This is a genomic window from Ferrovibrio sp., from assembly GCF_046297595.1.
Lineage (GTDB): Bacteria > Pseudomonadota > Alphaproteobacteria > Ferrovibrionales > Ferrovibrionaceae > Ferrovibrio.
The window spans coordinates 67,887-94,165 of the sequence record NZ_JBKBHT010000004.1 but is presented as its reverse complement, the minus strand read 5'-3'; the positions used below and the strand labels follow the sequence as shown (position 1 = coordinate 94,165).

At 63.8% G+C, this 26,279-nt stretch carries 28 protein-coding genes; 12 read left to right on the top strand and 16 right to left on the bottom strand.

From position 1 onward, the window contains the following. Positions 1-5: 5 nt before the first annotated feature. Both ACK4FJ_RS12410 and ACK4FJ_RS12405 read left to right on the top strand, forming a co-directional pair. On the top strand, positions 6-383 hold the full coding sequence (locus ACK4FJ_RS12410) for a VOC family protein (protein ID WP_409766916.1): 378 nt from the start codon (positions 6-8) through the stop codon (positions 381-383). A gap of 7 nt (positions 384-390) precedes the next feature. After that, positions 391-1,584 (top strand): pyridoxal phosphate-dependent aminotransferase, encoded by a 1,194-nt coding sequence (locus tag ACK4FJ_RS12405; protein ID WP_409766914.1) that lies wholly within the window; start codon positions 391-393, stop codon positions 1,582-1,584. Between the two features lies 1 nt (position 1,585). Here the strand turns inward: ACK4FJ_RS12405 and ACK4FJ_RS12400 are convergent, their stop codons facing one another. Then, complete coding sequence (locus ACK4FJ_RS12400; protein ID WP_409766912.1) at positions 1,586-2,779, bottom strand: class I SAM-dependent rRNA methyltransferase; 1,194 nt, start codon at positions 2,777-2,779, stop codon at positions 1,586-1,588. 75 nt (positions 2,780-2,854) lie between these two features. On the opposite strand from ACK4FJ_RS12400, the gene ACK4FJ_RS12395 reads away from it, so the two are divergent. The 3 genes from ACK4FJ_RS12395 (at position 2,855) to ACK4FJ_RS12385 (ending at position 4,704) form a co-directional block, all read left to right on the top strand. Next, the gene (locus tag ACK4FJ_RS12395) at positions 2,855-3,265 is read left to right on the top strand and encodes an HIT family protein (protein WP_409766910.1); all 411 of its coding nucleotides are present in this window, start codon (positions 2,855-2,857) and stop codon (positions 3,263-3,265) included. A 17-nt stretch (positions 3,266-3,282) separates the two neighbouring features. Then, a complete protein-coding gene (locus tag ACK4FJ_RS12390) occupies positions 3,283-3,576 on the top strand; it encodes a SemiSWEET family sugar transporter (protein ID WP_409766908.1) in 294 nt (97 codons plus the stop codon). Positions 3,577-3,672: 96 nt separating this feature from the next. Further along, positions 3,673-4,704 carry a TAXI family TRAP transporter solute-binding subunit gene (locus tag ACK4FJ_RS12385; RefSeq protein ID WP_409766906.1) on the top strand — a complete coding sequence of 344 codons (1,032 nt, stop codon included), beginning with the start codon at positions 3,673-3,675 and terminating at the stop codon, positions 4,702-4,704. Here the strand turns inward: ACK4FJ_RS12385 and ACK4FJ_RS12380 are convergent, their stop codons facing one another. Continuing rightward, a complete protein-coding gene (locus ACK4FJ_RS12380; RefSeq protein ID WP_409766904.1) occupies positions 4,705-5,367 on the bottom strand; it encodes a glutathione S-transferase family protein in 663 nt (220 codons plus the stop codon). 109 nt (positions 5,368-5,476) lie between these two features. On the opposite strand from ACK4FJ_RS12380, the gene ACK4FJ_RS12375 reads away from it, so the two are divergent. Together ACK4FJ_RS12375 and ACK4FJ_RS12370 are read left to right on the top strand one after the other, a co-directional pair. Then, positions 5,477-6,850: a leucyl aminopeptidase family protein gene (locus ACK4FJ_RS12375; RefSeq protein ID WP_409766902.1), complete on the top strand. Its 1,374-nt coding sequence runs from the start codon at positions 5,477-5,479 to the stop codon at positions 6,848-6,850. 114 nt (positions 6,851-6,964) lie between these two features. After that, positions 6,965-7,156 carry a hypothetical protein gene (locus ACK4FJ_RS12370; protein ID WP_409766900.1) on the top strand — a complete coding sequence of 64 codons (192 nt, stop codon included), beginning with the start codon at positions 6,965-6,967 and terminating at the stop codon, positions 7,154-7,156. Here the strand turns inward: ACK4FJ_RS12370 and ACK4FJ_RS12365 are convergent, their stop codons facing one another. Both ACK4FJ_RS12365 and ACK4FJ_RS12360 read right to left on the bottom strand, forming a co-directional pair. After that, positions 7,157-7,615: a TfoX/Sxy family protein gene (locus tag ACK4FJ_RS12365; RefSeq protein WP_409766898.1), complete on the bottom strand. Its 459-nt coding sequence runs from the start codon at positions 7,613-7,615 to the stop codon at positions 7,157-7,159. It lies immediately after the preceding gene. A 304-nt stretch (positions 7,616-7,919) separates the two neighbouring features. Then, the gene (locus ACK4FJ_RS12360) at positions 7,920-8,687 is read right to left on the bottom strand and encodes a GGDEF domain-containing protein (RefSeq protein ID WP_409766896.1); all 768 of its coding nucleotides are present in this window, start codon (positions 8,685-8,687) and stop codon (positions 7,920-7,922) included. Positions 8,688-8,871: 184 nt separating this feature from the next. Here ACK4FJ_RS12360 and purE point away from each other — a divergent pair, with 184 nt between their 5' ends. From purE to ACK4FJ_RS12345, 3 genes are all read left to right on the top strand, one after another. After that, positions 8,872-9,381 (top strand): 5-(carboxyamino)imidazole ribonucleotide mutase, encoded by a 510-nt coding sequence (gene purE, locus ACK4FJ_RS12355; protein ID WP_409766894.1) that lies wholly within the window; start codon positions 8,872-8,874, stop codon positions 9,379-9,381. 1 nt (position 9,382) lies between these two features. After that, positions 9,383-10,468 carry a 5-(carboxyamino)imidazole ribonucleotide synthase gene (locus ACK4FJ_RS12350; protein WP_409766892.1) on the top strand — a complete coding sequence of 362 codons (1,086 nt, stop codon included), beginning with the start codon at positions 9,383-9,385 and terminating at the stop codon, positions 10,466-10,468. A 144-nt stretch (positions 10,469-10,612) separates the two neighbouring features. Continuing rightward, positions 10,613-11,026 (top strand): hypothetical protein, encoded by a 414-nt coding sequence (locus tag ACK4FJ_RS12345; RefSeq protein ID WP_409766890.1) that lies wholly within the window; start codon positions 10,613-10,615, stop codon positions 11,024-11,026. Positions 11,027-11,035: 9 nt separating this feature from the next. On the opposite strand, the gene ACK4FJ_RS12340 is transcribed toward ACK4FJ_RS12345, so the two are convergent. Together ACK4FJ_RS12340 and def are read right to left on the bottom strand one after the other, a co-directional pair. After that, positions 11,036-11,683: a COQ9 family protein gene (locus ACK4FJ_RS12340; protein ID WP_409766888.1), complete on the bottom strand. Its 648-nt coding sequence runs from the start codon at positions 11,681-11,683 to the stop codon at positions 11,036-11,038. Beyond that, positions 11,683-12,216 (bottom strand): peptide deformylase, encoded by a 534-nt coding sequence (gene def / locus ACK4FJ_RS12335; RefSeq protein WP_409766886.1) that lies wholly within the window; start codon positions 12,214-12,216, stop codon positions 11,683-11,685. The genes ACK4FJ_RS12340 and def overlap by 1 nt, the downstream gene beginning before the upstream one ends. 216 nt (positions 12,217-12,432) lie before the next feature. Between def and rpsU the strand changes: the two genes are divergently transcribed. Together rpsU and ACK4FJ_RS12325 are read left to right on the top strand one after the other, a co-directional pair. Beyond that, positions 12,433-12,639, top strand: coding sequence for a 30S ribosomal protein S21 (gene rpsU / locus ACK4FJ_RS12330; RefSeq protein WP_144069020.1), 207 nt, complete (start codon positions 12,433-12,435; stop codon positions 12,637-12,639). A gap of 111 nt (positions 12,640-12,750) precedes the next feature. Further along, entirely contained in the window at positions 12,751-14,412 is a 1,662-nt protein-coding gene (locus ACK4FJ_RS12325) for a PAS-domain containing protein (RefSeq protein WP_409766884.1), read from the top strand. Here the strand turns inward: ACK4FJ_RS12325 and ACK4FJ_RS12320 are convergent. The 10 genes from ACK4FJ_RS12320 to ACK4FJ_RS12275 all read right to left on the bottom strand — a co-directional run bounded on the left by ACK4FJ_RS12320 (position 14,401) and on the right by ACK4FJ_RS12275 (position 26,265). Beyond that, the gene (locus tag ACK4FJ_RS12320; RefSeq protein ID WP_409766881.1) at positions 14,401-15,615 is read right to left on the bottom strand and encodes a cytochrome-c peroxidase; all 1,215 of its coding nucleotides are present in this window, start codon (positions 15,613-15,615) and stop codon (positions 14,401-14,403) included. The two genes, ACK4FJ_RS12325 and ACK4FJ_RS12320, sit on opposite strands and share 12 nt — an antisense overlap. Then, a complete protein-coding gene (locus ACK4FJ_RS12315; RefSeq protein WP_409766878.1) occupies positions 15,612-16,013 on the bottom strand; it encodes a hypothetical protein in 402 nt (133 codons plus the stop codon). Before ACK4FJ_RS12315 ends, ACK4FJ_RS12320 begins: the two co-directional genes overlap by 4 nt. An 8-nt stretch (positions 16,014-16,021) precedes the next feature. After that, a complete protein-coding gene (locus ACK4FJ_RS12310) occupies positions 16,022-16,867 on the bottom strand; it encodes an amidohydrolase family protein (RefSeq protein WP_409766876.1) in 846 nt (281 codons plus the stop codon). Positions 16,868-16,979: 112 nt separating this feature from the next. Then, positions 16,980-18,185, bottom strand: a complete 1,206-nt coding sequence (locus tag ACK4FJ_RS12305; protein ID WP_409766874.1) for an acyl-CoA dehydrogenase family protein — start codon at positions 18,183-18,185, stop codon at positions 16,980-16,982. A gap of 386 nt (positions 18,186-18,571) precedes the next feature. Then, positions 18,572-19,162, bottom strand: a complete 591-nt coding sequence (locus ACK4FJ_RS12300) for an HD-GYP domain-containing protein (RefSeq protein ID WP_409766872.1) — start codon at positions 19,160-19,162, stop codon at positions 18,572-18,574. 6 nt (positions 19,163-19,168) lie between these two features. Then, a complete protein-coding gene (locus ACK4FJ_RS12295) occupies positions 19,169-20,392 on the bottom strand; it encodes a methyl-accepting chemotaxis protein (RefSeq protein WP_409766870.1) in 1,224 nt (407 codons plus the stop codon). A gap of 14 nt (positions 20,393-20,406) precedes the next feature. Then, on the bottom strand, positions 20,407-20,976 hold the full coding sequence (locus ACK4FJ_RS12290) for a PAS domain-containing protein (protein ID WP_409766868.1): 570 nt from the start codon (positions 20,974-20,976) through the stop codon (positions 20,407-20,409). Then, positions 20,976-24,059 (bottom strand): efflux RND transporter permease subunit, encoded by a 3,084-nt coding sequence (locus ACK4FJ_RS12285; protein ID WP_409766866.1) that lies wholly within the window; start codon positions 24,057-24,059, stop codon positions 20,976-20,978. The genes ACK4FJ_RS12290 and ACK4FJ_RS12285 overlap by 1 nt, the downstream gene beginning before the upstream one ends. Next, entirely contained in the window at positions 24,056-25,144 is a 1,089-nt protein-coding gene (locus ACK4FJ_RS12280; protein WP_409766864.1) for an efflux RND transporter periplasmic adaptor subunit, read from the bottom strand. The genes ACK4FJ_RS12285 and ACK4FJ_RS12280 overlap by 4 nt, the downstream gene beginning before the upstream one ends. Then, on the bottom strand, positions 25,141-26,265 hold the full coding sequence (locus ACK4FJ_RS12275) for an efflux RND transporter periplasmic adaptor subunit (protein ID WP_409766862.1): 1,125 nt from the start codon (positions 26,263-26,265) through the stop codon (positions 25,141-25,143). The genes ACK4FJ_RS12280 and ACK4FJ_RS12275 overlap by 4 nt, the downstream gene beginning before the upstream one ends. Between the last annotated feature and the right edge of the window lie 14 nt (positions 26,266-26,279).

The following is a 26,279-nucleotide window of genomic DNA, read 5'->3' as shown; positions in this document are numbered from 1 at the left end:
TATATATGTTCGACCACATCTCCATCGGGGTGCGCGACCTGGCCGCCTCGGGCCGCTTCTACGATGCCGTGCTGCAACCGCTGGGCTACACGCGGCTCTATGAAGGCGCGCATGGCCTGGGCTATGGCCGCGGCCGGCCGCAATTCTGGCTCGATGCCAGCCCCAGCCCGGTGCCCGACAATCCGAAATCGGGCCTGCATCTGTGTTTCGAGGCCGGCACACGCGGCGCCGTGGATGCCTTCCATGCCATTGCGCTGGCCCAGGGCGGCCGCGACAATGGCGCGCCGGGCCTGCGCCCGCAGTATACGCCGACCTATTATGCCGGCTTTGTTTTCGACCCCGACGGCTATCGCATCGAAGCCGTCACCTTCTCGGTGGATTGATATCAGCATGCTCGCCAGCGCCGACCGCGTTTTCTCCACCCCCTCGGCTTCACCCCGCAGCGATGTCGATATCTACCAGATGTGGGAGATCTTCAAGGCGGTGAATGCGCGGGTGAAGGCCGGCGGCACGGTGGTGAATCTGCTGGTGGGCGAACCGACCCTGCCGCCGCCGCAGGCCGCCATTGCCGCCGCGCAGAAAGCGCTGAACAGCGGACGGCAGCTTGGCTACACCGAGGCGCTCGGCATCATGCCTTTGCGCGAGGGCATCGCGAACCTGTATCGCCGCCGCCATGGCCTGGCCGTTCCGGCATCGCGCGTGGCCGTCACTATCGGCACCTCGTCGGGCTTTATGCTGGCCTTCCTGGCCTGCTTCTCCGCGGGCGACACCGTGGCCGTGGTCGAGCCCAGCTATCCCGCCTATCGCGGCACGCTGAAGGCGCTCGACCTGATCCCGCATCGCGTTGCCACCGATGCCACCACGCGTTTCCAGGTCACACCGGCGATGATCGCGGCCTTGCCGCCGCAGGTGAAGGGCATCGTGGTGGCCAGCCCGGCCAATCCCACCGGCACCATGCTGTCGGCGGCCGAACTGCGCGCAATCTATGACGCCTGCCATGCGCGCGGCCTGTGGCTGATCGTCGACGAACTCTACCACGGCGTCGCCTACGACCAGCCGGCCGCCACGATCCTGTCTGCCGGCGACGACGCCATCGTGATCAACGGTTTCTCGAAATACTGGGGCATGACCGGCTGGCGGCTCGGCTGGCTGGTGCTGCCCGAGCGGCTGGTGCCGCGCATCGAGGCGCTGCATGGCAGCCTGCAGATTTCCGCGCCCACACTCTCGCAGCTTGCCGGCGTTGCTGCGCTCGATGCCGACGAGGAATTGCAGGCCCGCGTGCTGGCGTATAAACGCAACCGCGATGCACTGCTGGCCGCCCTGCCGCGCTTCGGCATCACGCGCTTCGCGCCGCCCGATGGCGCTTTCTACCTCTATGCCGATATCGGCGATTTCAGCGACGATTCCGTGGCCTTTTGCAAGCGCATGCTGGAAGAGACCGGCGTGGTGACGGCGCCCGGCGTCGATTTCGACACCGCCGACGGCCGCCGCTTCCTGCGCTTCTCCTTCTGCATGGATGCCAGCGTCGTCGACGAGGCGATCCGCCGGCTGGAGCCGTGGTTCAGAAGCCTGAACCGGCGCTAGTTCAGTCGAGCTGCAGAATCTGCCATTTCAGGTAGGCGCTTTCCGGCAGGTGCGGATGCACCGGATGATCGGGCCCGGCGCCGCCCTGATAGAGAATGCGGCCGCTACGGCCGGCATTGCTCAGGCCGATCGCCACTTCCTTGGCGAACAATTCGCCCGGCAGCAGATGGGCGCAGCAGGCGACGAACCACAGGCCGCCCGGCGCCACCAGCGGCGCGGCCAGTTTGGCCAGCTTGCGGTAGGCGCGGCTGCCCGGCCCAAGGTCCTTGCGACTTTTGACGAAATTGGGCGGATCGGTGACGACGACGCCGAAACGCGCGCTCGACTGGTTCAGTTTCTCCAGCGCATCGAAGGCATCACCCTTCTCGAAGCGCGCCGCTTTCACCAGGCCGTTCTGCTTCGCGGCATCCGTCGCCTGCGTCAGCGCCAGTTCGGAACGGTCGATGCCCAGCACGCTTTTTGCGCCGGCCTTTGCCGCGGTCAGTGCGAAGGCGCCGGAATTGCAGTAGCAGTCCAGTATCTCCTGCCCTTTTGCAAGTGAAGCCAGAATGCTGCGCGCGCCGGCCAGGTCGAAATACCAGCCGGTCTTCTGCCCTTCCAGCAGGTCGAGGGCGAAACGCACGCCGCCCTCCTCCACCATCGCCGGCTTGTCCAGCGCGCCGGCTGCCAGCCTGATCTCCTGCTCCAGGCCTTCCAGCTTGCGCACGGCGGAGTCGTTACGCAGCACGATGGCGCGCGGCTTGAACTGGTCCTGCAGCGCTTCGATCAGGAGCGGCGTCAGCGCTTCGGCGCCAGCCGTGTTGGCCTGCAGGCAGAACACATCGTCGTAACGGTCGATCACCACGCCGGGCATGCCATCGGCCTCGGCATGCACCAGTCTGTAATACGGCGACGGGAAACAGCGATCCCGGAGCGTTTTTGCGGATTGCAGCCGGGCGCTGAAGAAAGCTGCGTCTATGCGCGCTTCGGTGTCGCGCGACCATAAACGCGCGGCAATCAGCGAATGGGGATTGAAGCTCGCGACACCGATACCCGCACCATGAGCATCGAACAGGCGCACAAGAGTACCGGGTTGTAGCGCTTTCGCCGTGGCGTCGAGTTCCAGTTCGTTGGAGTACACCCAGGGATGTCCACCCTTCACACGGCGCTCCTCGCGCGCTTTCACGCGCAATACGGGCAGCGTTTTCGCGGCCATGGACAAATCCTCTGTGAATGGTTTATCAGCGCGATACACGACGCGTATCGCTCGTTCAGAAAGCGAAGATAGACGATGTTCACCCTGCATGACCAGTTGCGCCGGGATACTCTTCCGGTCTGCCGCATGAAACTCTGCCTCGTGCAGCTGATGAACGACGCCCAGTATCCCTGGCTGGTGCTGATCCCGTCGGTGGAAAACATCACCGAGATCCACGAGCTGAACGAAAAGCAGCGCAAGCTGCTGATCAACGAGATCGCCCAGGCCCAGCGCGTGCTGCAACATTGTTTCGAGCCGCACAAGCTGAATGTCGGCGCCCTGGGCAACATGGTGCCCCAGCTGCATGTCCACGTCGTCGCCCGCTTCCGCGAAGACTCGGCCTGGCCGGGGCCGATCTGGGGCAAGCTCCCCGCCCGGCCCTACGAGGATGCTGCCCTGCGCAGCACCATCGCCCGGCTGCAGAACGCCTTCATCACCCGCGTCTGACCGCGTATACTGCGGTGATGTCCGCTGAACTCGTCGAATCGACCGGGCTGGTCGCCGGCTTCCTGACCACGCTGGCCTATGTGCCCCAGGTACTGAAGGTCTGGCGCAGCCGCACCGCGCGCGACATCTCGCTGATCATGTTCCTGCTGATGAATCTCGGCATCGCGCTGTGGCTGGTCTACGGCCTGCTGATCGGCTCGCCCGGCCTGATCGCCGCCAACATGGTCACGCTCTGCCTGACCGCAGCCGTGCTGGCCGCCAAGCTGAAATTCGACCGCCCCTTCAGCCGTTCCGGCAGCCCCCGGGAATAGGCCCGCGCCCACCGCGGACCATGCCGGTGCTGTCACGCCAGATCTGTCACGCAGGCGTTGCTGGCCAGCCGCCGACACCGGGCGTATAAACGATTCATGCGTCGCCGCGACTTCCTTTCCACGTCTCTTGCCACGGGCCTGGCGCTGGGCCTTGGCCGCGCCGACGCCCAGGACCAGCCCGCACCCGCGGCGCCGGTCACGGGCGGATTTTTCCGCATCCTCACCGGCTCGGCCCATACCACCGCCTTTCCGGTCGGCGTCACCATCGCCTCGGCCATCTCCAATCCGCCGGGTAGCCGGCCCTGCGAAAAAGGCGGTTCCTGCGGCGTGCCCGGCATGATCGCCGTGGCGCTTTCCAGCGCCGGCTCGGTCGCCAACCTGGCCGCCGTGGGCAACGAAAGCATCGAATCCGGTTTCGCCCAGGCCGATCTGGTCTTCAGTGCCTGGCAGGGCGAAGGCCTGTATTTCCGCCGCTCCAAGCAGGCCAATCTGCGCGTGCTGGCCAACCTCTATCCCGAAACGGTGCATCTGGTGGTCCGCCGGGGCAGCGGCATCGCCGAAGTCCGCGACCTGATTGGCAAGCGCGTCTCGATTGACCGCAGCGGCTCGGGCACGCGCTTCAATGCCGAAATCATCCTGGCCGCCTATGGCGTGCGGCTGCAACAGGTGAAGGTGCTGGAGGTCGACCCGGGCGAAGCCGCCGACCTGATGGCGCGCGACGAACTGGATGCCTTCTTCCTGATCTCGGGCCAGCCGGCGCCCACGGTGGGCGACCTGACCGACCGCAAGATCGCCGATCTGGTGCCGCTGGCCGGTAAGCAGATCGAAGGCGCCCTGCGCCGCCACCACTTTTTCAACCGCGACCTGATCCCGGCTTCCACCTATGCCGACGTGGACCAGACCGAAACCGTCAGCATCGGCATGCAATGGGTGGTGCCGGAAAGCCTGGATCCCGACCTAGCCTACGAAATCCTGCGCGCCCTGTGGCATCCGCAGAATCGCCGCATCCTCGATGCCGGCCCGGCCATGGCGCAGAGAATCCGCCTTGGTACCGCCCTGCTCGGCGTTTCCACGCCGCTGCATCGCGGCGCGGAGCGATTCTATCGCGAGATGAAGCTGATCACCTGATCAGGCCTCGGGCAGCGGCTGTTCCTTGGCCGAGGCGGCGATCCATTCCTGCATGGCAGGATGGGCGTAGATCGCGTCGACATAGGCTGCCGAAACGGCATCCAGCGGCACGTTGTAGCTGCGCAGCCGCGTTGCCACCGGCGCATACATGCAGTCGGCCAGGCTGAAACGGCCGAACAGGAAATCGCCGCCCCCATTCTCCCCGCGGGTGCCGAAGCGGCCGCGGCAATCCTGCCAGATCTGCTGGATGCGGGCGATGTCGCGCCGGGCTTCATCCGAGGGAATGCCCGGCACCTTGCCCAGGCGGCAGATATCCATTGGCAGGTCGTTGCGCAGGGCGACGAAGCCCGAATGCATCTCACTCATCACGCTGCGCGCGACGGCACGGGCGCGCCGATCCTCGGGCAGCAGCTTCGCCTCGGGCCAGGTCTCGGCGATGTATTCGCAGATCGCCAGACTGTCCCAGATCAGTAGATCGCCATGCTTCAGCACCGGCAGCTTGCCGGCCGCGGAATGGCTCAGGATTTTTGCCTTGCTGTCGGGCTGGCGCAGGACGATCAGCACCTCGTCGAAGGCCTGGCCGGCGGCCTTCAGCGCCAGCCAGGGCCGCAGGCTCCAGCTCGAGTAGTTCTTGTTGCCGATGACGAGGGTCAGATCGCTCACGAGGGACTCCTGATGATGGCCGCGTATTTCGTTCCGGACGCGCAGCCCTTATAAACGAGGCAGGCCCATTCGCCCAGATACTGTCCATCATTCCGCTTCCGAGGCTAACGTGACCGCCACCCTTACCGCCAAGGCCGCCGCCGCCATCCCCGTCGAGACCTGCACGGCCAAGCAATGGCCGGCCCGGTTGGCCCGCGAGAAGGCGCCTGTGACCGGCCTCGCCGAAACCCAGGGTTTCAAGGCAAAACCCGGCCAGGTTCTGGTGCTGACCGATGGCAAAACCGGCAGGCCCGCGCGCGTGGTCGCCGGCCTGCCCGAACATCCCGACCTGTGGTCCTATGCCGCCATCGCCGCCGCTCTGCCCGGCGGCGAATATCGGCTCACCGATGGCAAGGCGGGCGACGCCGCAGCCCTGGGCTGGGCACTCGCGAATTACCGTTTCGACCGCTACAAAAAGATCGAGAAGAAATCCGCCCGCCTGATATGGCCGGCCAAGGCGAACAAGCAGCGCGTGGTGGCGCTGTATGACGGCATCGTGCTGGCGCGCGATCTGATCAACACGCCGGCCGGCGACATGGGCCCGGCCGAACTGGCCGAGGCGGCCCGCGCCGTCGCCCTGATCGGCGGTGCCGAATTCAACTGCATCATCGGCGAGGAATTGCTGGAGCAGAATTATCCGATGATTCACGCCGTCGGCCGCGCCTCGCATCGTCTGCCGCGACTGATCGACATGCGCTGGGGCAATCCGAAGCATCCGAAACTCACCCTGGTCGGCAAGGGTGTGTGTTTCGATACCGGCGGCCTCGACCTTAAGCCTTCCGCCGGCATGCTGCTGATGAAGAAGGACATGGGCGGCGCGGCCGTGATGCTGGGCCTGGCGGCCGCGATCATGGCGATGCAGCTGCCGGTACGCCTGCGCGTGCTGATCGGCGCGGTGGAGAACAGCGTCTCGGGGAATGCCTTCCGCCCCGGCGACGTGCTGCACAGCCGCAAGGGCCTGACGGTGGAAATCGGCAATACCGATGCCGAAGGCCGCCTGGTGCTGGGCGATGCGCTGGCCGAAGCCGATGCGGAAAAACCCGACTGGCTGATCGATGCCGCCACGCTGACCGGCGCCGCCCGCGTCGCCGTCGGTCCCGACCTGCCGGCGCTGTTCTCGACCGACGATGCCATGGCGCAGGCCCTGCTGGATGCAGGCCTGAGCGCGGGCGATCCGCTCTGGCGCCTGCCGCTGCACCAGCCCTATCGCGATTATATCGAAGGCAAGGTGGCCGATCTCAGCAATTCGGGCGACACGCCTTTTGCCGGCTCGATCACGGCGGCGCTCTTCCTGAAGGAATTCGTGACCAAAACGAAATCCTACGCCCATCTCGACATGTTCGCCTGGAACCCGAAGGCCCGGCCCGGCCGCCCGCTCGGCGCCGAGGCCACCGGCCTGCGTGCGTTGTATGCCGCTATCGAGAAACGCTACGGCAGGAAATAAACGACGCGCCTGATTCGATCAGGTCACAGCCTGGTCACAGGGGTCACAGCCTTGTCGGCGGCGCATCGGCACTGCCGCGTCTAGTCTCCGCGTATTCTTTTTGTGGAGACCGCCATGACCTCCCCCCGCAACACCCCGGGCGCCGCCTTCTTCGTCGCACTCGCCATTATCCTGTTCTTCTTCGTGGCCGACGGACTGGTCAGCTGGGGCGCACTGGACTGGACCGCAGCCGCCGGCCTTGCCGCCCTGTTCAGCGCCCTGCCGCTGCTCCAGGCCATGCGCGACGCGCGCCGGCAGGAAACCTGATCACGTCGACCGGGAACGCCGTTTCGCCACGGGCTTTTTCACAGCCGGTTTCTTCACAGCCTTCTTCACGGCCGATTCTTTCGCGGCAGGCTTTTTCACCCGTGCCTGCTTCGGCTTTTCCGGCTTCGCCGTGCGGCGCGATGCCGCCAGCGCATCGTGCACCCACTCGCGCAGGTCGGCCGCATCGAGCAGCACATCCTCGGGCAGTTCGTACCAGCGCTCGATCGATCGCTGCACATCCTTGCGGCTGTAGCGGAACGGTCCCATCCCGGCATCGATGAAGCGCGGCCGGGTCTGGTCGTCGACCACAAAGAACAGCGTGCCACGCAGGATCACGCCGAACAGTTCCCCATCGATGCGCAGCCCGCTGCCGCTGAACAGCCGCTCGCGCGTCACCGGCCCGACCCGGGCGGCATTCAGGCAGTCCATCACATAGGCGGTGAAATCGTCCGCAGGCATGGCCTCTTGTCTCCGCAATATTGTTCCTTATATGTTCTAATCATCTTTTCCGCTGTTGGCCATCGTAAAAAACCAGCTCTTTCGCATACCGGGGTATTCGCCAAGCCTGTGCCGGGGCCGCTGCACTCCGCCGCTGTTGACGACAATTGGCGATGATTGGCGACAATTGGCAATCATTGGCGATCATTGTCGATCATTGGCCGGTTTTGGCGCGGCTTCAGGCCCGTGACTGGCCGGAATGGATAAGAGGAAATCCCGATTTTCGCCAATTTCACCCCGTATCAGCCCGGGGCAGGCCCCTTGATCACGCCCTGGCGGCGCGGCGGGCCAGTTTGTGGCTGTACATCATCTGGTCGGCGGCGGCCAAGGCGGAACCCGGATCCTCGCCGGGTTTGAGCGGATAGACACCATAGGCGGCATCCAGCGGCAGGCTTTTGCCTTCCCAGTGCAGCGGCCGGCGGCGGATCGCCTCGGCCAGATGGTCCGCCTTCTCGCGGCCTTGCTGGGCATCGGTCTCGCTCAGTATCACGCCGTATTCGTCGCCGCCGAGACGGGCGATCACATCCACCTCGCGGGTGTTGTCGAGCAGGATCTGGCCCACCTGGATCAGGGCGGCATCGCCGGCGGCATGGCCGTATTTGTCGTTGATTTCCTTCAGGCCATTGAGGTCGAAGTAGATCAGGCAGGACGGCCGGTTGTAGCGCTCCACATGGGCCATGGCGCGCGACAGCTCGCGCACGAAGGCGCGGCGGTTATACAGGGGTGTCAGCGTGTCGCGATCCGCCAGGCGCTCCAGTTCGGCCAGGCGGTGACGCGTGCGGTTCAGCTCGTTGCGCAGCTGGTCCACCTCACCCATCAGCCGCATGATGGCATCGCGCACGCGCGGCGTGAGTTCGGGTTCCGGGATGCCCATCACCGTGGCGGTGGCCGCCGGCTGGGTCGTGGCCTGCGCCGGCGTCGCAACCTGCTGGTTCGCCGTCACGGCAACCGGACGCGCGCCGCCGGCCGACGCCCCGATGGGCGCGGTGCCGGGCCCCAGCCCCACCGGTCGACGATCCTCGATCTTTGCCATGCTCCGCCTGGTTGGACGGTATTCCGCCTTAGTCTTGCCTTGGCAGTCGTTAACAAAGCATGGATCGGCCAGGCTGGCCACCTTGGCCGGCCATGTGGCATCCCGGGTTATCGGGGCGGCGGGCATGCTTTACAGGCCGACCCCGCCCCCTATAATCCGCCGCTTTCCGCGACAGGAGCAAACGATGGCGGCGCGTAAAGGTTCGTCCGGTCAGAAGCCTTTGGTCGGCATCATCATGGGCAGCCAGTCCGACTGGGCGACCATGGAACATGCCGCCGATGTGCTGAAGGCCCTGAAGGTGCCGGCCGAACATCGCATCGTCTCGGCCCATCGCACCCCGCAGCGGCTTTATGATTACGCGCATGGTGCGGCCAGCCGCGGCATCCAGGTGATCATCGCCGGCGCCGGCGGCGCCGCGCATCTGCCCGGCATGGCTGCCGCCATGACGCATCTGCCGGTGCTGGGCGTGCCGGTGGAAAGCAAGGCGCTCAAGGGCCTCGATTCCCTGCTCTCGATCCAGCAAATGCCCGGCGGCATCCCGGTCGGCGCGCTGGCCATCGGCAAGGCCGGCGCCATCAATGCCGGCCTGCTGGCTGCCGCCATCCTGGCGCTGAACGACCCGGCCCTGTCCAAACGCCTGCAGGCCTGGCGCGCGAAGCAGACCAAGGCCATCAAGCTGAAGCCGACCGCCTGAGATGAGCGCGCTTCCCCCCGGCAGCATGATCGGCATTCTCGGCGGCGGCCAGCTTGGCCGCATGCTCGCCATTGCCGCCGCGCGGCTGGGCTATCACTGCCACATCTTCTGCCCGGAAGCCGATCCGCCGGCGGCGGAAGTCGCCGCGAAACACACCCGCGCCGACTACACCGATGCTGCTGCCATGGCCGCCTTCGCCAGAAGCTGCGCGGTGGTGACCTACGAATTCGAGAACATTCCCTTCGAGCCAGTGCAGGCGATCGCCGCCCTGGTGCCGGTGCGGCCGGGCACCGAAGCCCTGCGCATCACGCAGGACCGTTTGTTCGAGAAGGATTTCTGCACCGGCCGCGGCATCCATACCGCGCCCTATCGCGCCGTTGCCAATACAGATGATTTGCGCGCCGCCGCCACGGCGCTGGGCCTGCCTCTGGTGCTGAAGACGCGCCGCATGGGTTACGACGGCAAAGGCCAGTACAAGGTGGCCAGCACGGATGATACCGCGCCCGCCTTCGCCGCGCTGAAATCCGATGCGCTGATCGCCGAGGGCTTTATCAGCTTCCGTCGCGAATTGTCGGTGGTGCTGGCGCGCGGGCTGGATGGCAGCATCGCCTCCTGGGGCCCGGTCGAGAATATCCATCGCAACCATATCCTGTGGCGCACCCATGCCCCGGCCATGATCGCGCCCGACCTGGCGGCACAGGTGGAGCAACTCGCCACCAGCCTGGTCCAGGGCCTTGATTATGTCGGTGTGCTGGCGGTCGAGCTGTTCGACTGCGGTGACCGCATCCTGGTCAACGAACTGGCGCCGCGCGTGCACAATTCCGGCCACTGGACACTCGATGCCGCGATCACCTCGCAGTTCGAGCAGCATATCCGCGCCATCTGCGGCCTGCCGCTGGGCTCGCCCGAGCGCCTGTGCGATGCCGTGATGGAAAACCTGATCGGCGACGAGATCGAGGTCTGGCCGGCCCTGCTGGCCGAACCCAACGCCAAGCTGCATCTCTACGGCAAGGCCGAGGCCCGGCCCGGCCGTAAGATGGGTCATGTCACCCGGCTCTACCCGACCGGCAAGGCGCCACAACCTTAAGTCACAGCGATATTATCGTCTTTCTCTTGGCGGGCGGGACGAGGTGGCCTATATTATCCACAGATTATCTCCAGGCTGCCGAGAACGGCGGCCGGTGCCGGATTGAGCGCCAGAACTGCGCGGGCTCCGGGTGGAGTGAATGGCATGGCCATCGACAGCATCTCGTCCGGCAACATTGCGCCGCAGTTTCCGGTCCGTCAGCAGCCGAGCAATCCGGCCAGCGGAACCGATAACAATGCCGTGCGCGATTCCCTGCAGAACAATCAGCAAGACAACCGCTTCCAGGTGAACACGGCTGCCCCCACGCAGACCCAGACCACCAATGCCGTGCCGCAATCCAATGCTGGCCAGCGCAGCGAAACCGCGCAGCCGGGTGGCACCAATGATGGCGGTTCCATCATCAACGACCTGACCCAGCAGTTGCAGCAGCAACAGCCGCAGGCCGATGCCGAACCGCCGACCTCGCGCAATTCAACGATCAACTACAGCGCCAGCGGCACGCCGAATACGCAGCAGAACCCGAACCAGTCGGGCCGTCTGATCAGCCTCTCGGCCTGATCCTCATATTCAAACGCGGCGCGTGCGGCCCAGGGGATTGGGCAGGCGGTCGAACAGCTTGCCCAACCGTCCCTTGGCCTGCTGAATCCGCATCACATCGGCCAGCCGCCGATCCAGGAAAGCCGCCGTCGAGGCAAAACCTTCCGATTTGTCGTCCAGCCAGTGCAGCAGCGTGGCGGCATAAACGCCCGCCAGCAGCATGCGCTTGGTGTAGAAATTGAAATCCGTTGCGGTGTCGCCGGCCGCGTACCAGATCGCATCCACCGTACGATACAACTGCTGCAACGCCTTCGGCGCATGCTGCGGCAGAGCCTCCAGGCTCAGGGCACGGCGTACGGCCTCGCGATGGGGCGCCACAAGCTCAAGGCGCACCAGCACCGCGGTTTTCACCCGCTGGCCGGTTTTCATCGCGGCTAGGTCGCGGCCGTCCAGAATGCGCAGCATCGCGCGGTCGGTTTCCGCGACCCAGAAATCCAGCGCCTCGGCCGGGCCGTTGGGAAATGCCCGCGTCAGCAGGCCGGTGTCATAGCCGCAATCCTTCGCGGCCTGGGTCATCGCCTTCGTGGTCCAGCCATCGAAAGGCACATGGGTCAGCAAGGCGTCCAGCAGGGCCCGTTTTTCGGTCAGCAGATGCTCGTCCTTCATCACGGCCTCCATCAGTCTTCCTGCTCCTGCGGCTGCAGGCTGGCGCGATGCCGCAATTCGCTCTCGAATACCAGGTCCTTCAGATCGGTCATGCGCTGCGGATACAGGATGCCGTCCAGATGGTCCAGTTCATGCTGCGCCACGCGGGCGTGCCAGCCCTGCACCTCGCGCTGCAGCCGTCGGCCATCCGGCAGATCGCCTTCATAGGCGATGCGGGTATAACGTGGCACCAAGCCACGCAGGCCAGGCACCGACAGGCAGCCCTCCCAGGCCAGATCCTGCTCCTCGCCCAGCGGCCGCCAGCTTGGATTGACCAGAGTGACCAGCTCCCGCTGGCCATCGCCCTCGTCCGGGGTCAGAAACACCACCACCCGCAGCGGCACATGCACCTGTGGCGCCGCCAGTCCCTGGCCGGGGGCGTCGACCATGGTATCGACCATGTCGGCGATCAGTTGCCGGATTTCCGGGGCGGTGGGATCCGGGACCGAGTCGGCCGGCCGGGCCAGCACCGGGTGGCCCATACGGGCGATTTTCAGAATGGCCATGGGCCTAAACCTAAGCCAGGCCCCCCAGCCGGCCAAGAGGCAGCCCGGAATCCGCAAATAATTGCCGTAATAGGCCTTTTCCGGTTCCAATATTACCGCCCCGCGGGCCACAAAGCCGCTTCACAAAGCCGGGGGGGCATGCTAGAAGGCGCGACTTGCCGGGGCTGGCGCCCCGCAACCGGATTCTTATTGCCAACCCGAAAGGATGGGACCCACGTGCAAGTCCTGGTTCGCGACAACAATGTCGATCAGGCCCTGAAGGCGCTGAAGAAGAAGATGCAGCGTGAGGGCATTTTCCGCGAGATGAAGCTGCGCGGTCATTACGAGAAGCCGTCCGAGCGCCGGGCCCGCGAGAAGGCCGAGGCGATCCGTCGCGCCCGCAAGCTGGCCCGCAAGCGCGCCCAGCGCGAAGGTTCGATGTAAGGTCTCGTCCTATCGACGCAACAGGAATGAAGCCGCCCTCGGGCGGCTTTTTTCATGGCCTTTGGCCATCCCGGACCGGCCGGGATTATTCTAGACTGACCACGAACAACCATGGAGCTCGGCGGCTTGCACCAGAATGTGCTGCTCCTGCAGGGCCTCGATCATCTCGATCAGGGCATCAGCATCTTTGACCGGGACCTGAAGCTGGTTGCCTGCAACCGCCGCTATCTCGACCTGCTGGACTTCCCCGCCGAACTGGCCGCACCGGGAACGCCCGCCGAAAGCTTCTTCCGCCTGAACGCCCAACGCGGCGAATACGGGCCTGGCGATGTCGAGGTGCTGGTGCGCGAGCGCATCGAACTGGCCCGGCAGTTCCTGCCCCATCACCTGGAGCGCCTGCGGCCCAACGGCACGCTGCTGGATATCCGCGGCACGCCGCTGCCCGATGGCGGCTGGGTCACGATCTACAGCGACATCACCGCCGCGCGCCGCAACGAACAGGCCCTGCGGCAGGCGCATCAAGAGCTCGAGCGCAAGGTGCAAATGCGCACCGCCGAACTGCAGGACAAGAAACGCCTGCTGGATGTGGTGGTCGACAATATCAGCCACGGCATCACCCTGTTCGACACCGAGCTCAGACTGCTGATCTGCAATCAGCGTTTCATCGACCTGCTGGGCTACCCCGCCGAGCTTGCCCGGCCCGGCACGCATTTCGAAACCTTCCTGCGCTGGAATGCCGAGCATGGCGAATATGGCCCCGGCGATGTGGAGGCGATGATCCGCGAGCGTATCGACCTGGCACGCGCGATGACGCCCCATCGCATCCAGCGCCAGCGGCCGAACGGACGCACCATCGAGGTGATCGGCACGCCGATCCCCGGCGTCGGTTTCGTGACCTCCTATTCCGACATCACCGACCTGCGTCGGGCGCAGGACCAGTTGCGCGAACTGGCCGATACGCTGGAAGCCCGCATCGAAGAACGCACCGAGGCGCTGACGCGATACATCGCCGAACGCGAAGGCACCGAACGCGAACTGCTGCGCGCCAAGGAAATGGCGGAAGTCGCCAACCGTTCGAAAAGCGCCTTCCTGGCCAATATGAGCCATGAATTCCGCACGCCGCTGAACGCCATCATCGGCTTTTCGGAATCCCTGCTCGGCGGCTATTTCGGCGCCCTGTCGGAAAAGCAGACGGAATACGTCAACGACATCCACAAATCCGGCATCCACCTGCTGCAGCTCATCAACGACGTCCTCGATCTGGCCAAGGTGGAGGCCGGCCGGATGGAGCCGCATATCGAGATGGTCGACCCGTGGCTGACCATCGACGACAGCCTGGAGATGATGCGCGGTCAGGCCGAGCAGGCCGGTGTCGCCCTGACAGTGGAAATGCCGTCAGATCTGCCGCTGGTGCCGGCCGACGAGCGCATGTTGCGGCAGATCCTGCTGAACCTTTTAAGCAATGCCGTGAAATTCACGCCGCGCGGCGGCCGGGCCTGGGTCACCGCCGGGCTGGACAACCAGACGCTGCGCATCAGCGTGCATGACAGCGGCGTCGGCATGGCACCGCAGGACATCCCCAAGGCACTGGCACCGTTCGAACAGGTGCGCGGCGTTTTGACCCGGGAGCATCAGGGCACCGGCCTTGGCCTGCCGCTGGTCAAATCGCTGGCCGAGCTGCTCGGCGGTCAGTTCGATCTGGCGTCCGAACCCGGCCGCGGCACGGTCGCGACCATCACGTTGCCGCTGCGTCGGATCCCTTCAGGGACATGACCGGCGCGCTTCCATCTGAAGCGACTCATATCCTGCTGTCGCCTCGTCGGACGGTGCACTGAGGCTTTGCAGGAATGCGATCAGGTCGTCGCTTTCCTCGCGGCTGAGCCGCAGGGGCCTGAGGATCGCCTCGCCGTCGCTGTGCAGCCGATCCTCATCCAGTTCGGAATAATGCCGCACAACGGAGGCAAGATCGGGTTTGCTGCCATCGTGCATATAGGGCGCGGTGAACAGCAGGCTGCGCAGGCTGGGCACCTTGAATTCGCCCCAGTTGCGATGCTGCTGCGCCACGTGCCGCACCGGGATCACTGCCGGCGATAACGGATCGGCATTGTAGGGTCCGAGCCTGTTGTAGGGATTCTCCTTCAGGCGCGCGATGCCGCCATGGCGGCCGGGATCGACGCGACGGCTTCCGTCGGTCGCGGCAACGAAGAATGGCAGTCCGGTGTCATGGAACTCGCCGTTGCTGAAGCCCGGACCGCTGTGGCAGGTGGCGCATTGCCCGCGCCCGGTGAAGATCGCAAGTCCGCGCTGAGCAGCCACCGGATACCGCGCCATGCCGGCATGATCCTTGGCCAGCAGGGCATCGCGGAAATCATCGAATGGGGTGCGCGGACTGGTCAGCGTTTCCTGGAATGCCGCCAGGGCGCGGGCCGCCAGCACCAGCAGGGCCTCGTCATCTGGCGATGCCGCCGCTTCGCCGTCGGCCTGCCGGGCCAGACAGGCCAGCGTCGGATCGCGCCGCAGCAGGGCGGCTGTTGCGGCCGGACTGCCGCCCATTTCACGCGGATCGAGGATCGGGCGGATCGCGGCGGCCCACAGGCTGTCGCTGGCACCGTCCCAGCCGAACCAGCGCTGCAGCCGGCTGTCGAGTAGGCCGGGGGCGTTGCGCGCTAGCAATTCCAGGCCATGGCTGCGCGCAGCCGGTTCGGCCCATCCATGCTGCGGCTGATGGCAGGTCTGGCAGGCCAGCGCGCCGTCTTTCGACAGGCGCGGTTCGGCGAAAAGCACGGCGCCCAGGCGCATCGCCTCGTGCTGGCCAGACAGAGGGTTGCCGGTATCGGGACGGAAAGCCGGCGGCCATGGACCGAAGCTGCGGATCAGCCGAAGCTGCGCCGCATCGAAAGCCGGCGTTTCATCGGCTGCGGCAGGCAGCACAAACAGAACCAACAGCAGGCCGAGGCAGACGCGCAGCATGGTCATTCCGCGTCGAAGCGGAAACTGAGCCTTTCGTTCTGCTCCAGGCCGGCGAAGTCGAAGATGAATTCCCATTCGCCAGGCATATGCAGCAGAAAACCGTCGGCACGGTAATGCCCCCAGTCCAGCTTGGCGATGGTGGGGGCATAGTTCATGCCGTGGCGATGGGCCGGCATCCATGCATCGACCCGTACCAGCGGCGGCAACTCGGCCATGCGGGCATCACAAAGCCAGACATCAAGGGCGAAGGGCGCATTGAGCGGGATCGGCATCGGCTCGGACAGCACCACCAGCTTGAAGCGTGGCCCTTCGACCACCCGCGCCGCAGCCGGAACCGGCTCGCAGGCCCAGACGGGCAGCGACGCAGATACCAGCAATCCAGCGAATAGAAGCAAACGCAGCATCGGCCGGATCAATCGGCAGGTTTGAAGCCGGTGCGGGCGAACAGCGCCTCGGCATTGCGCCAGGCGATCTTCTCGGCCAGCGGCGTGGGCAGGTCGGCCAGCCAGCCGCGCGACCATTTCGCGTGTTCCTCGATATAGAACCAGCGCTCCGGCGTGAAGGTGTCGGTGCCGACCATGAAACGGTCCGGGAATTCCTCGAACAGGGCCCGCCAGGCCGGATCGACCTTGCCCTGGGCGGCATGGTCGTTGCGGAAGGCCAGGTCGGCCCAGAGCGTGGGATAACGCCTCAGCATCGCCCGCACCGCATCGGGCCGGTCGAAACCGGAATGCGCCCACAGGATCAGGGCCTGGGGATCGTGCCGGAACAGCCGTTCCACCGCATCGGCGTCGCTATGGGCATGCAGGAACAGCTTGTGCTGCCGCGCCAGGGCCACCACGCGTTTCAGCACCGGCAGGTCGGCATCCGCGCCATAGACATGGAATTCGCCGATCCCGACATACCTGTATTTCGCCAGCCGCGCCTCGATATGCTGCAGCACCGTCTCGTCGCGCATCCAGCTGCCGATCTCGCCGCGGCTGCGATAGGGGCGCAATTCCGGCACGATCAGGTCGGGGGCGGCCTCATAGAGCTTCTGGGTGCCGTCGTCGCTTGAACTGGGCACCAGCACCTTGCGCAGGCCGGCGCGGCGCAGGATGGCAATGGCATCGGCCGTGGGCACCATCTGCCAGGCATCGTGGCTGTAATGCACATGGGCATCGATCAACGGCAGATCGGCAGCGGGGCCATTGCGCGGCGCCAAAGCCACGCCGGCAACCACCGCCAGAACGGTCAGAAATACACGGATGCGAATCATGGTCTGCTCCACCCTGCCCCCGACCGTCATACGGGCCGAGTGTAGGGCAGAATCTAGGGTGGAGCCAGATCACGCCAAGGCCGGCCGGCAGGGAGCCGGCCGACAGGACAGGTCAGAGGCCGAGGATCAGCTTCGACATGATGTTGCGCTGGATCTCGTTCGAGCCGGCGTAGATCGTCACCTTACGCATGTTCAGATAACGCGGGGCGGCGCCGTCGGCATAATCCGGGCCGATGGTCGGCTCGTTCGAGCCCTCGATCAGCGGCGTGAAGGGCGAGGCGTAATAACCCACCGCTTCGGCCGACAGCTCGGTCACCAGCTGCTGCAGCTCGGTGCCGCGGGTTTTGAGCATCGACGATGCCGCGCCCAGATTCTGGCCGCTTTTGGTGCCGCCCAGCACGCGCAGCTCCAGCATCTCCATGGCCATGATGTCCATTTCGGCCTGGGCCAGCTTGGCGGCGAAATCCGGGTCCTGCGCCAGCGGCGCGCCATGAGCCTGTTCGGCCCTGGCAATCTTGCGCAGATGTCCCAGATGCCGCTTGAGATGACCGGAATAGGCATTGCCACGCTCGAATTCGAGCAGGTATTTGGCGCAGGTCCAGCCCTGGTTCAGTTCGCCGACCAGGTTCTCTTTGGGAACCTTCACGTCGTCGAAGAAGACCTGGTTGACCTCCTGCATGCCCTCGCTGGCTTCGTCGATGGTGACGATGGGCGAAACGGTCACGCCGGGCGACTTCATGTCGATCAGAAGGAAGGAAATGCCCTCCTGCGGTTTCTTGGTTTGGGCTGTGCGCACCAGGCAGAAGATCATGTCGGCATGCTGGGCCTCGGAGGTCCAGATCTTGCTGCCGTTGCAGAGGAAATGGTCGCCCTTGTCCTCGGCCTTCATCTGCAGGCTGGCCAGGTCGGAACCGGCACCCGGCTCGGAATAGCCCTGGCACCACCAGGTGTTGCTCGCCAGGATGTCAGGCAGGTATTTCTTCTTCTGCGCCTCGGTGCCGAATTTCATGATCACCGGCGCCAGCATGCGCGGCCCGAAGGGCACGACGATGGGTGCGCCGGCCGAACTCATCTCCTGCTCGTAGATATAGCGCTGAGTCGGCGTCCAACCCGGACCGCCATATTCGACCGGCCAGTTCGGCGCCAGCCAGCCCTTTTCGTTCAGCGCCTTCTGCCAGCGGATATGCAGGTGCTTGGCGATATAGCCGGTGCGGGTGCGGGCCATGGCCGCGCGCATCTCGCTGTCGAAATTCTGTTCGATGAACCGGCGGACCTCATCGCGGAAAGCCAGTTCCTCGGCTGTGAAATTCAGGTCCATTTCCTCGCCTCCGGATTTTCTGTTCGCGCCAGATTATCCCAGCCGCAGCCAGCCGCAAGGCGCGCGAAAGCTTGCCCCAGCGTCAAGCTAGGGCTGGTTTGATGCGCTGGCGAAACCGAAAAACCGCTTGTACCTTCTAAATCAGAATGACAGCGCGCATTAAATGGTTTCAATTTCTTGGTGGAAATTCTCTACTTTATTTTAGCCGAAGATTCCAATTTATTCTGTCGGTACTCGGTGATTTCTAAATCATTCTGTCTGGCGTTTTGACCGCCTACGCCTCTGCACGAGGCTTATACGTCACCTGGCCGAAACTTCGCTAAGGCGGGCGGCGGGCCCCGAAGCTATGTACGCCATAATCCAGGTGGCCGTCTTTCGGGCATAAGTCAAAAGTAAAGCGCTCCCACATCCCCCAGACGGCGATCGAATGCCTCGAGTACTCGGGGGTCGAAATTCTCCGGTGACGTTCGCCCATCACCTTTGGTGATGATATTGTAAGCTTCCTGGTGCGTCATTCCTGCCTTGTAGGGTCTTGCAGACCGAAGCGCATCGTAAACATCCGCGACAGCCACGATCCGGGCCGCAAGGGAAATATCGTTTCCCGACCTACCGAACGGGTACCCCCCTCCGTTGAACGTTTCATGGTGAGATAGCGCCACATCCGCCGCCAGGTCGAAAGCCGGGTGCCTCACGCTTTTGAGCAGTTCGTAGCCTTCGACAGTATGCTTTGAAACGATTTTCCGCTCGTGCTCATCCAGCCGCCCCCGCTTGAAAAGGATAGCGTCCGGCACGGCGTTCTTCCCGATATCGTGCAAGAGCGCCGATATGCCGACTTCCTGAATTGCCTCGTGGTCCAGGCCGATGCTTTCCGCCAGGATTTCACTAATTTGTACCAGCCGCTGGGCGTGGCCATCGGTGTCAGGATCATGCGCGTGGGCCACCCTGGCCACGAGCGTGGTGATTGGTTTCAGGATCATCGCAGTTCACATGCCTCGTACATAACCCAGAAAATCGACGACATGCCGAGACAGGTCATCAGATTTCTGGCGAAGACTCTTCGATGCCCCTTCAACGACACCTGCCGTCCCGGCAGTGTTCTGTGCGGCTTCGGAAATATCGGCAACATTTGTTGCAACCAATTCCGTTTTGGCTGCGGCACCTTGGATATTGTTCGAGATATCCGCTGTGGCGGATGACTGTTCCTGGACCGAATCGGTGATGGTCTTCACCCTGTCGTTGAGATTACCGGCCTGCCCTCGAATGACATGGATGGACTCGATAGTCTTTGAGGCTGCCAGTTTGATTTCTGCAATCTGCTCGGCGACGCTCTTCGCCGCTTCTGACGTCTTCTGCGCCAGGTTTCGAACCTCCTGCGCCACCACCGCGAACCCGCGACCAGACTCTCCGGCACGCGCTGCTTCTACGCTCGCATTCAGGGAAAGGAGATTGGTCTGGAAAGCGACGTTCTTGATAAACTCAATCACCTCGTCAATCTTTTCATTCGCCTTGTCCAGGGCGCGGACATTGTCATTCGCCCGATCGACCTCGCGCGCAACCGACTCGCTTGCCATTCTGCAGTCCGTGACCTGACGGGAAATCTCAATCACGCTGGCCGACAGTTCCTCTGCGGCAGCCGCAACGGCCTGCGTATTGTTTGTTGCCTGCATTGCTGCATCGGTAGATGCGACAGCCTTGGAGCGGACGCCCCCAATCTCACCCGACATGGAAACGGCATTCGCTTCGAGCAGTTCGCTGGCGCCCCGGACCGCATCGACCACAATCGATACCTTGGCTTCGAACTCGTCAGCCAACGACTGCCGCTGCCTCTTCGCGGCTTCAGTAGCTTCTTTTTTCTGCATTGCCATCTGCGCTTCTATCCGGATGGCTTCTTCGGCCCGAGCCTTCATGACCTCGCGCGCCGTATTGATGACCATCGCGCCTCGGTGAAAATCACCCGGCATACCCCGCAGAAGGAATGGCCTGTAGTATTTCTCATTAGAAGCGCACTCAAGCGATGCGCTGGATTCGCGGATATAGGCATCAGCTAGGTCGAGAATCCGGTTGACGTGCGCAAGCGCGTCTTTCAGTTCACCATATTTCTCGGTGTAAATAATCCTGGCAGACATGTCACCGCTCGCCGCACGTCTGCAAACCTCACCTATTTCAGCGAAGGCTTCACGGTACATTCTATTTTTCATTCCGAGCATCGCTGCATCTCCGCTTATTGCTTCACAATGCTGAACAGGAACTCGTCATATTCGAGACCCTTCTCACTCAGAAATGTCCGCAATGCCTGATTGGATTCTCTCAATCCCGCTCGCGGGTCCGGATTGCTGTTCTCGATCTGCAGCAGACGCGCATATACTGGCTCGATAGCCGAGATTGCATCGCGATCTGGCAGACGGCGATTCGAGTGGTAACCATCAATTGCGCCGTTGCGGTCGAAGCTGGGTGTTACATGGGCAAGAACCCAGTAATGGTCACCACTTTTGGCCATGTTCTTGACGATGGCAAAAAGCTCTCGACCGCTTTGTATGCGTTCCCACAGGAAATGGAAAATGCACCGCGGCATGTCTGGATGCCGGACGATACTGTGGGGCTGACCAATCAACTCTAATTCGGAGTACAATCCGACTTTACAGAATATACTGTTTGCGTAAGTCAGGCGGCCCTTGATGTCCGTCTTGCTGACAATGATATCGCTCTCCGCGAACACTCGTTCTCTGCCGGTTGGCTTCGGGCGATCGGATTGTTTGGCTTGCATCTTGTTTATACCCTGCTGATTCGGCATTACATTGGCGCCTTGATCCTGAACCACGCGACGTAAAGTGCGGGCAAGAACAGCAAGGTCAGCACTGTGCCAACAAGAATGCCGCCCATCATGGCGTAGGCCATCGGGCCCCAGAAAACCTCACGCGCAATCGGGATCAGGGCGAGTGTCGCGGCGGCTGCCGTCAACAGGATCGGCCGCATACGATGGCCTGTGGCTTCGATCACCGCGGTCCAGCCGTCGATCCCTTCGTTCCGCAGTTCTTCGATCTGCATCACCAGGATCACCGAATTGCGGATCAGGATGCCGACCAGAGCCAGCACGCCGAGGATGGCGACGAAGCCGAGTGGCGCGCCGCTGGGGAGCAGGGCCCCGACCACGCCGATCAGCCCCAGCGGTGCGACGACGACCACCAGGAACAGACGCTGGAAGCTCTGGAGCTGGAACATCAGGATCGTCGCCATGGCCAGAAGCATCATCGGTACCACAGCGATGATCGGCTGCTGCCCCTTGGCGCTTTCCTCGACCGCGCCGCCGACCGCGAAGCGGTATTCCGCCGGCAAGGTGTCCACGATGGGCTTCAGCTTCGGCTCGAGCTGCTGCACGATGGTGGCCGGCTGCACATCGCCGACAATGCTCGCTTTGAGCGTAATGGTCGGCAGGCGATGCCGCCGCCACACAAGCGGCTGCTCGGATTCGTAACTCAGATTGGCGATGGCAGCCAATGGCACGGTGCCGCCCTGATCCCTCCGGATCTGGAGGTTCTGCAGCATTTCAATCGACGAGCGGTCGATATCCCGTGCCCGCGTCACCACGTCGATCAGGTAGATCGAGTCGCGCACCTGTGTATTCACCGTGCCGCCGACAATACTGTTGAGGCTGATCGCGATGGCCTCGGAGGTGATGCCGAGCTGCCGTGCCTTGTCCTGTACAACGTCCACTTTCACGACACGCGCGGGCTCGTTCCAGTCGAACACCACCTGGCCCAGATCGGGATGCGTTCCCATGGCAGCCGCGATCTTCTGCGCCTGTTCACGTACACCCTGCAGATCAGGCCCACTGATGCGATACTGCACCGGACGCCCGACCGGCGGACCGATATCGAGCAGGTGGACATAGACATCCGTTCCGATGAAGTCTCGCCTGGCGATCTCGGTGAGCTTGGTCCGCAACCGCTCCCGGGCAACAAGGTCTTTGGTCACGATGACGATCTGGCCGAAATTCGGGGTACCCGGCTGAACATCGAACGACAGCAGGAAGCGCACGGCACCCTGCCCGACATACGAGGACCAGTGCGCCACATCCGCATCATCGGCAAGATGGCGCTCGAACCGGTCCATCTGCGCCCGCGTCTCGGTGATCGAGACATTCTGCGGTGCTGCCCAATCGACAATAAGCTCGACCCGATCCGAGGACGGGAAAAACTGCTGCTGCACAAAGCGCATCCCGAAGACCGATACGCCGAACAGTACGGCCGTCACCGCAATGGTGGCCCATTTCCGCTTCACGCAGAGACGCAGCAGGGCCTCGAAACCGCGCATGACGCGGCCCTTCTCGCCATGATGCTGCTTCATGGTCTTCGGCAGCATGGTCACGCCAAGCAGCGGCACGAACAGCACCGCCACGACCCAGGATACCAGCAGGGAGATCGCGATCACCACGAAGAGCGAGAAGGTGAATTCCCCGGCGCTGCCGTTGTTGAAAGCCACCGGGAAGAAACTCATGATCGTGACCGCCGTTCCGGTCAACATCGGAATGGCGGTATGCGAAAACACATAGGTCGCCGCCTGAGTGAGCTTGTCGCCCGCTTCCAGCCGGGCGATCATCATCTCGACCGCGATCATGGCGTCGTCCACCAGGAGGCCCAGGGCGATGATGAGCGCGCCAAGAGAAATACGCTGCAGCGAGACGCCGAACACCTGCATGCCGACGAAGGTGATGGCGAGCACCAGCGGGATGGTGATGGTGACCAGAAGGCCGGCGCGCAGACCGACGCTGATGAAGCTCACGGCCATGACGATCACAACCGCTTCGATGAGAGCCCGCACGAACCCCGAGACGGCATGGTCGACGAGCGCCGGCTGGTCCGAGACCTTGTGGATGCCGACGCCGACAGGAAGCTTGCCCTCGACCTCGTGCATCTTGGCGTCGAGCTGCTTGCCGAAATTCGTGAGGTTCGCCCCATTTTTCATGCCGATGGCGAGGCCGATGGCGGGCTGGCCCTTATATCGAAACAGCGGCTTTGGCGGATCGTCGTAGCCACGCGTAATGGTGGCAACGTCGCTGAGCCGGAAGAAGCGGTCGTTGATCCGCAGATTGATGCCGCTCAGGCTGTCCTCGGACTTGAAGGCGCCACTCACGCGCAAGCTGACCCGCTCGCTCTTGGCCTCGATGACGCCGGACGGCGCGATGGCATTCTGGCCGGCCAGGGCATCCATGATCATCGTCTGGGTGATGCCCAGCGCCGCGATCTGCTGGGTCGAGAATTCGAGGTAGATGACCTCGTTCTGGGCGCCGATCAGGTTGACCTTGCCCACATCCGCGATGGTCAGGATTCTGGAACGGACATCCTCGACATAGTCCCTGAGCTGCCGCTGCGTCAGGCCGTCGGCAGTGAAAGCATAGACATTGCCGAAAACATCGCCGAAGTCGTCATTGAAAAACGGTCCCTGCACGCCCGCGGGAAGCTCGCTCTTGATGTCGGATATCAGATTCCGGACCCGGACCCAGGTGGCAGGCACCAGTTTGCCCGGCGTCGTGTCCTTGAGGGTGACATAGATCGTCGTGCGGCCCGGCGCATTGATGCTCTTCGTATAATCAAGAGCCTCGATCTCCTCGAGCTTCTTCTCGATCCGCTCGGTGACCTGCGTCATCGTCTCGTCGATGGTCGCACCCGGCCATGTCGCCGTGATCGTCATCTGCTTGATGGTGAAGTCCGGGTCTTCCGCGCGGCCGAGGCTGAAATAGGCCATCAGACCCGCGGCCGCGAATACGATCATGAGATACCAGACCAGCGAGCGATGCGAGAGCGCCCAGTCGGACAGATTGAACGATGCACGACCCTCCTTGCGGTGGTCGGTTTGCGTTTGTGGCTGCGTGCTCATGCGACGGCTCCTTCCAAGATCCGCACAACCTGTCCTTCAGAGAGGCTATTGACGCCGGCAATCACGACACGGGTACCGGGCTCAAGACCGCGCGCGATGCGAAGGGTCTTTCCATTGCTTGCCGCGACATCCACGGCCGTGCTGCGCACCTGCATCGTGACGCCATCGACGACCCAGACCTGCGTCCTGCCGTCGCGCTCGAATACAGCACTGGCCGGAAGTTCGATGGCAGCCAGGCTTGCCACGGCATCCACGGGCGTCGCCGTGACGGTGGCGCCGATCCGGAATGAGGCGACAGCATGATCGAGCGTGATCTTGACGCGGCGCAGCCGGGTCGCCCCATCTGCCTCCGGCGCGACTTCGCGGATTTTCCCTGGCGCAGCGACCGAAACATCGGACTGCAGCCTGACCTCGAAGGATGCGTCGGGTACGAGCGTCCGCGCGATATCCGCCGGCACATCAACCACAGCTTCGCGAACATCTGTGCGTGCCAGCGTCATGACCTTCATGCCCGGCGCGGCCATCTGGCCGACTTCGGCATCGATCTTCGTCACGATACCATCCATATCGGCCGTCAGGGTCGTGTAGCTCAGGTCTTCCCGGGCCTTGGCAAGCTTGGCCGACGCCACGCGCAGGGCTGCCGTCGCTGCCGCGGCCGCCTCCTCCGCAGTATCGAGTTCGGCCTGGGGCGAGACCCCTCTCTCGACGAGGGTGCGCACGCGATCCTTACGCGCGACTGTCTTCTCGAGCTGGGATTTCGCGCTGACCAGATCGGCCTCGCCTTCGCGTAAGGCGAGCTGGTAGGCCAGAGGATCGCTCTGGGCGATCACCTGACCCTTCCTGACCGTGTCGCCAACCTCGACAGGGCGCGCGATGATGCGGCCCAGCACCTGGAATGCGCGGTCGGTCTGATATCGCGGCTCGATCACACCGGCGAAACCCGACTGCGGCTGGTTCGCCGGCGCGATCAGGACCGACAAGACGGGCCTAGCAATTGGAGCGGTTGGCTCGCTGCTATGACCATCACATCCGGCAACGGCAATCACACTGAGGCCGGCGAACAGAATTGCTGGCAGACGCTTCATAATCTGGCTCCCGAGGTATCCGTGCCGGCATGCTGAGGCGAGACGATCTCGCCGGGCCGGAGCAACTGCCCACCGCGGGTAACCACCAGCTCGTTCTCGCCAAGTCCCGCGCTGACGATCAGCTTGCCAGTGCGATAGCTCTGCGCGACCACCGGCTTGAGCGCGACGGCATGCGTTTGAGGGTCGACGACCCAGACCGCAGGCTTTCCCCGATCTGCGAAGAAGGCAGTCCAAGGCAATACGACCGTAGTGTGGTTGCTGGATGGGAAGACGCCGGATATCGGCGTGCCGAGGCCCATTTCCGCAGGCGCGCCGTCTATTTCGACCTTGACGCGGATGGTGCCTTTCTGGACATCGACCGTGGGAGCGATCTCTCGCACGACCCCAACCGCCTTGATCGCAGGGTTCGTGACCAAGGACAATTCCACCCGGCGGTTCGCGGCCGGGTTGGCCAGCATGGTCTCGAAGACTTCAAAAACCGCGTCCCGCGGCCCGTCCTTGGCCAGGGAATAAACCTTCTGCGCGACCTCGAGCACCTGCCCGACTTCCGCGTTACGCGCGGTGATGACGCCGTCTGCAGTCGCGCGAAGCTCGGCATTGGACAGGGTGTCGTCGGTCCTGGCGAATTCCGCCTTGCTGCGATCCACGTTCGCCATGGCGCTGTCCAGCGCCTGCTTCGCATCATCGAAGCGCGTCCGGGTCGTGAAACCCTGGCTCAGCAACGCGCTCTGGCGCTGGAATGTCGCCTGGGCTTCGCGCAGCGTTGCCTGGGCGCCGGCAAGCCGCGCCCGAGCCGCGCTGACATCGGCGGCCTGCTGGGTAGTCTCCAGCATCGCCAGCAGCTGGCCTTTCCTGACCCGGTCGCCGACCTCGGCGTATCGGGCAGCAACGCGACCCGCGATCCGGAAGCCAAGGTCGCTCTCGACCCGGGCCGCGACGGCACCGGTCAGGGTCACCGACGCGGGGAGCGTTACCACTTCTGCTGCCTGGACCTCGACGAGAGCAGACTGCTTCGGCTCGGTTTGGGCCACTTCATTGCATCCGCCCAGAACGGCGGCGGGCAAAGCTAGGGCGCTGACGAAGGCCAGAAGTCTGGTCTTCGCCTGAAAAGTCCTATTCATTTGAAGTCCTCTTA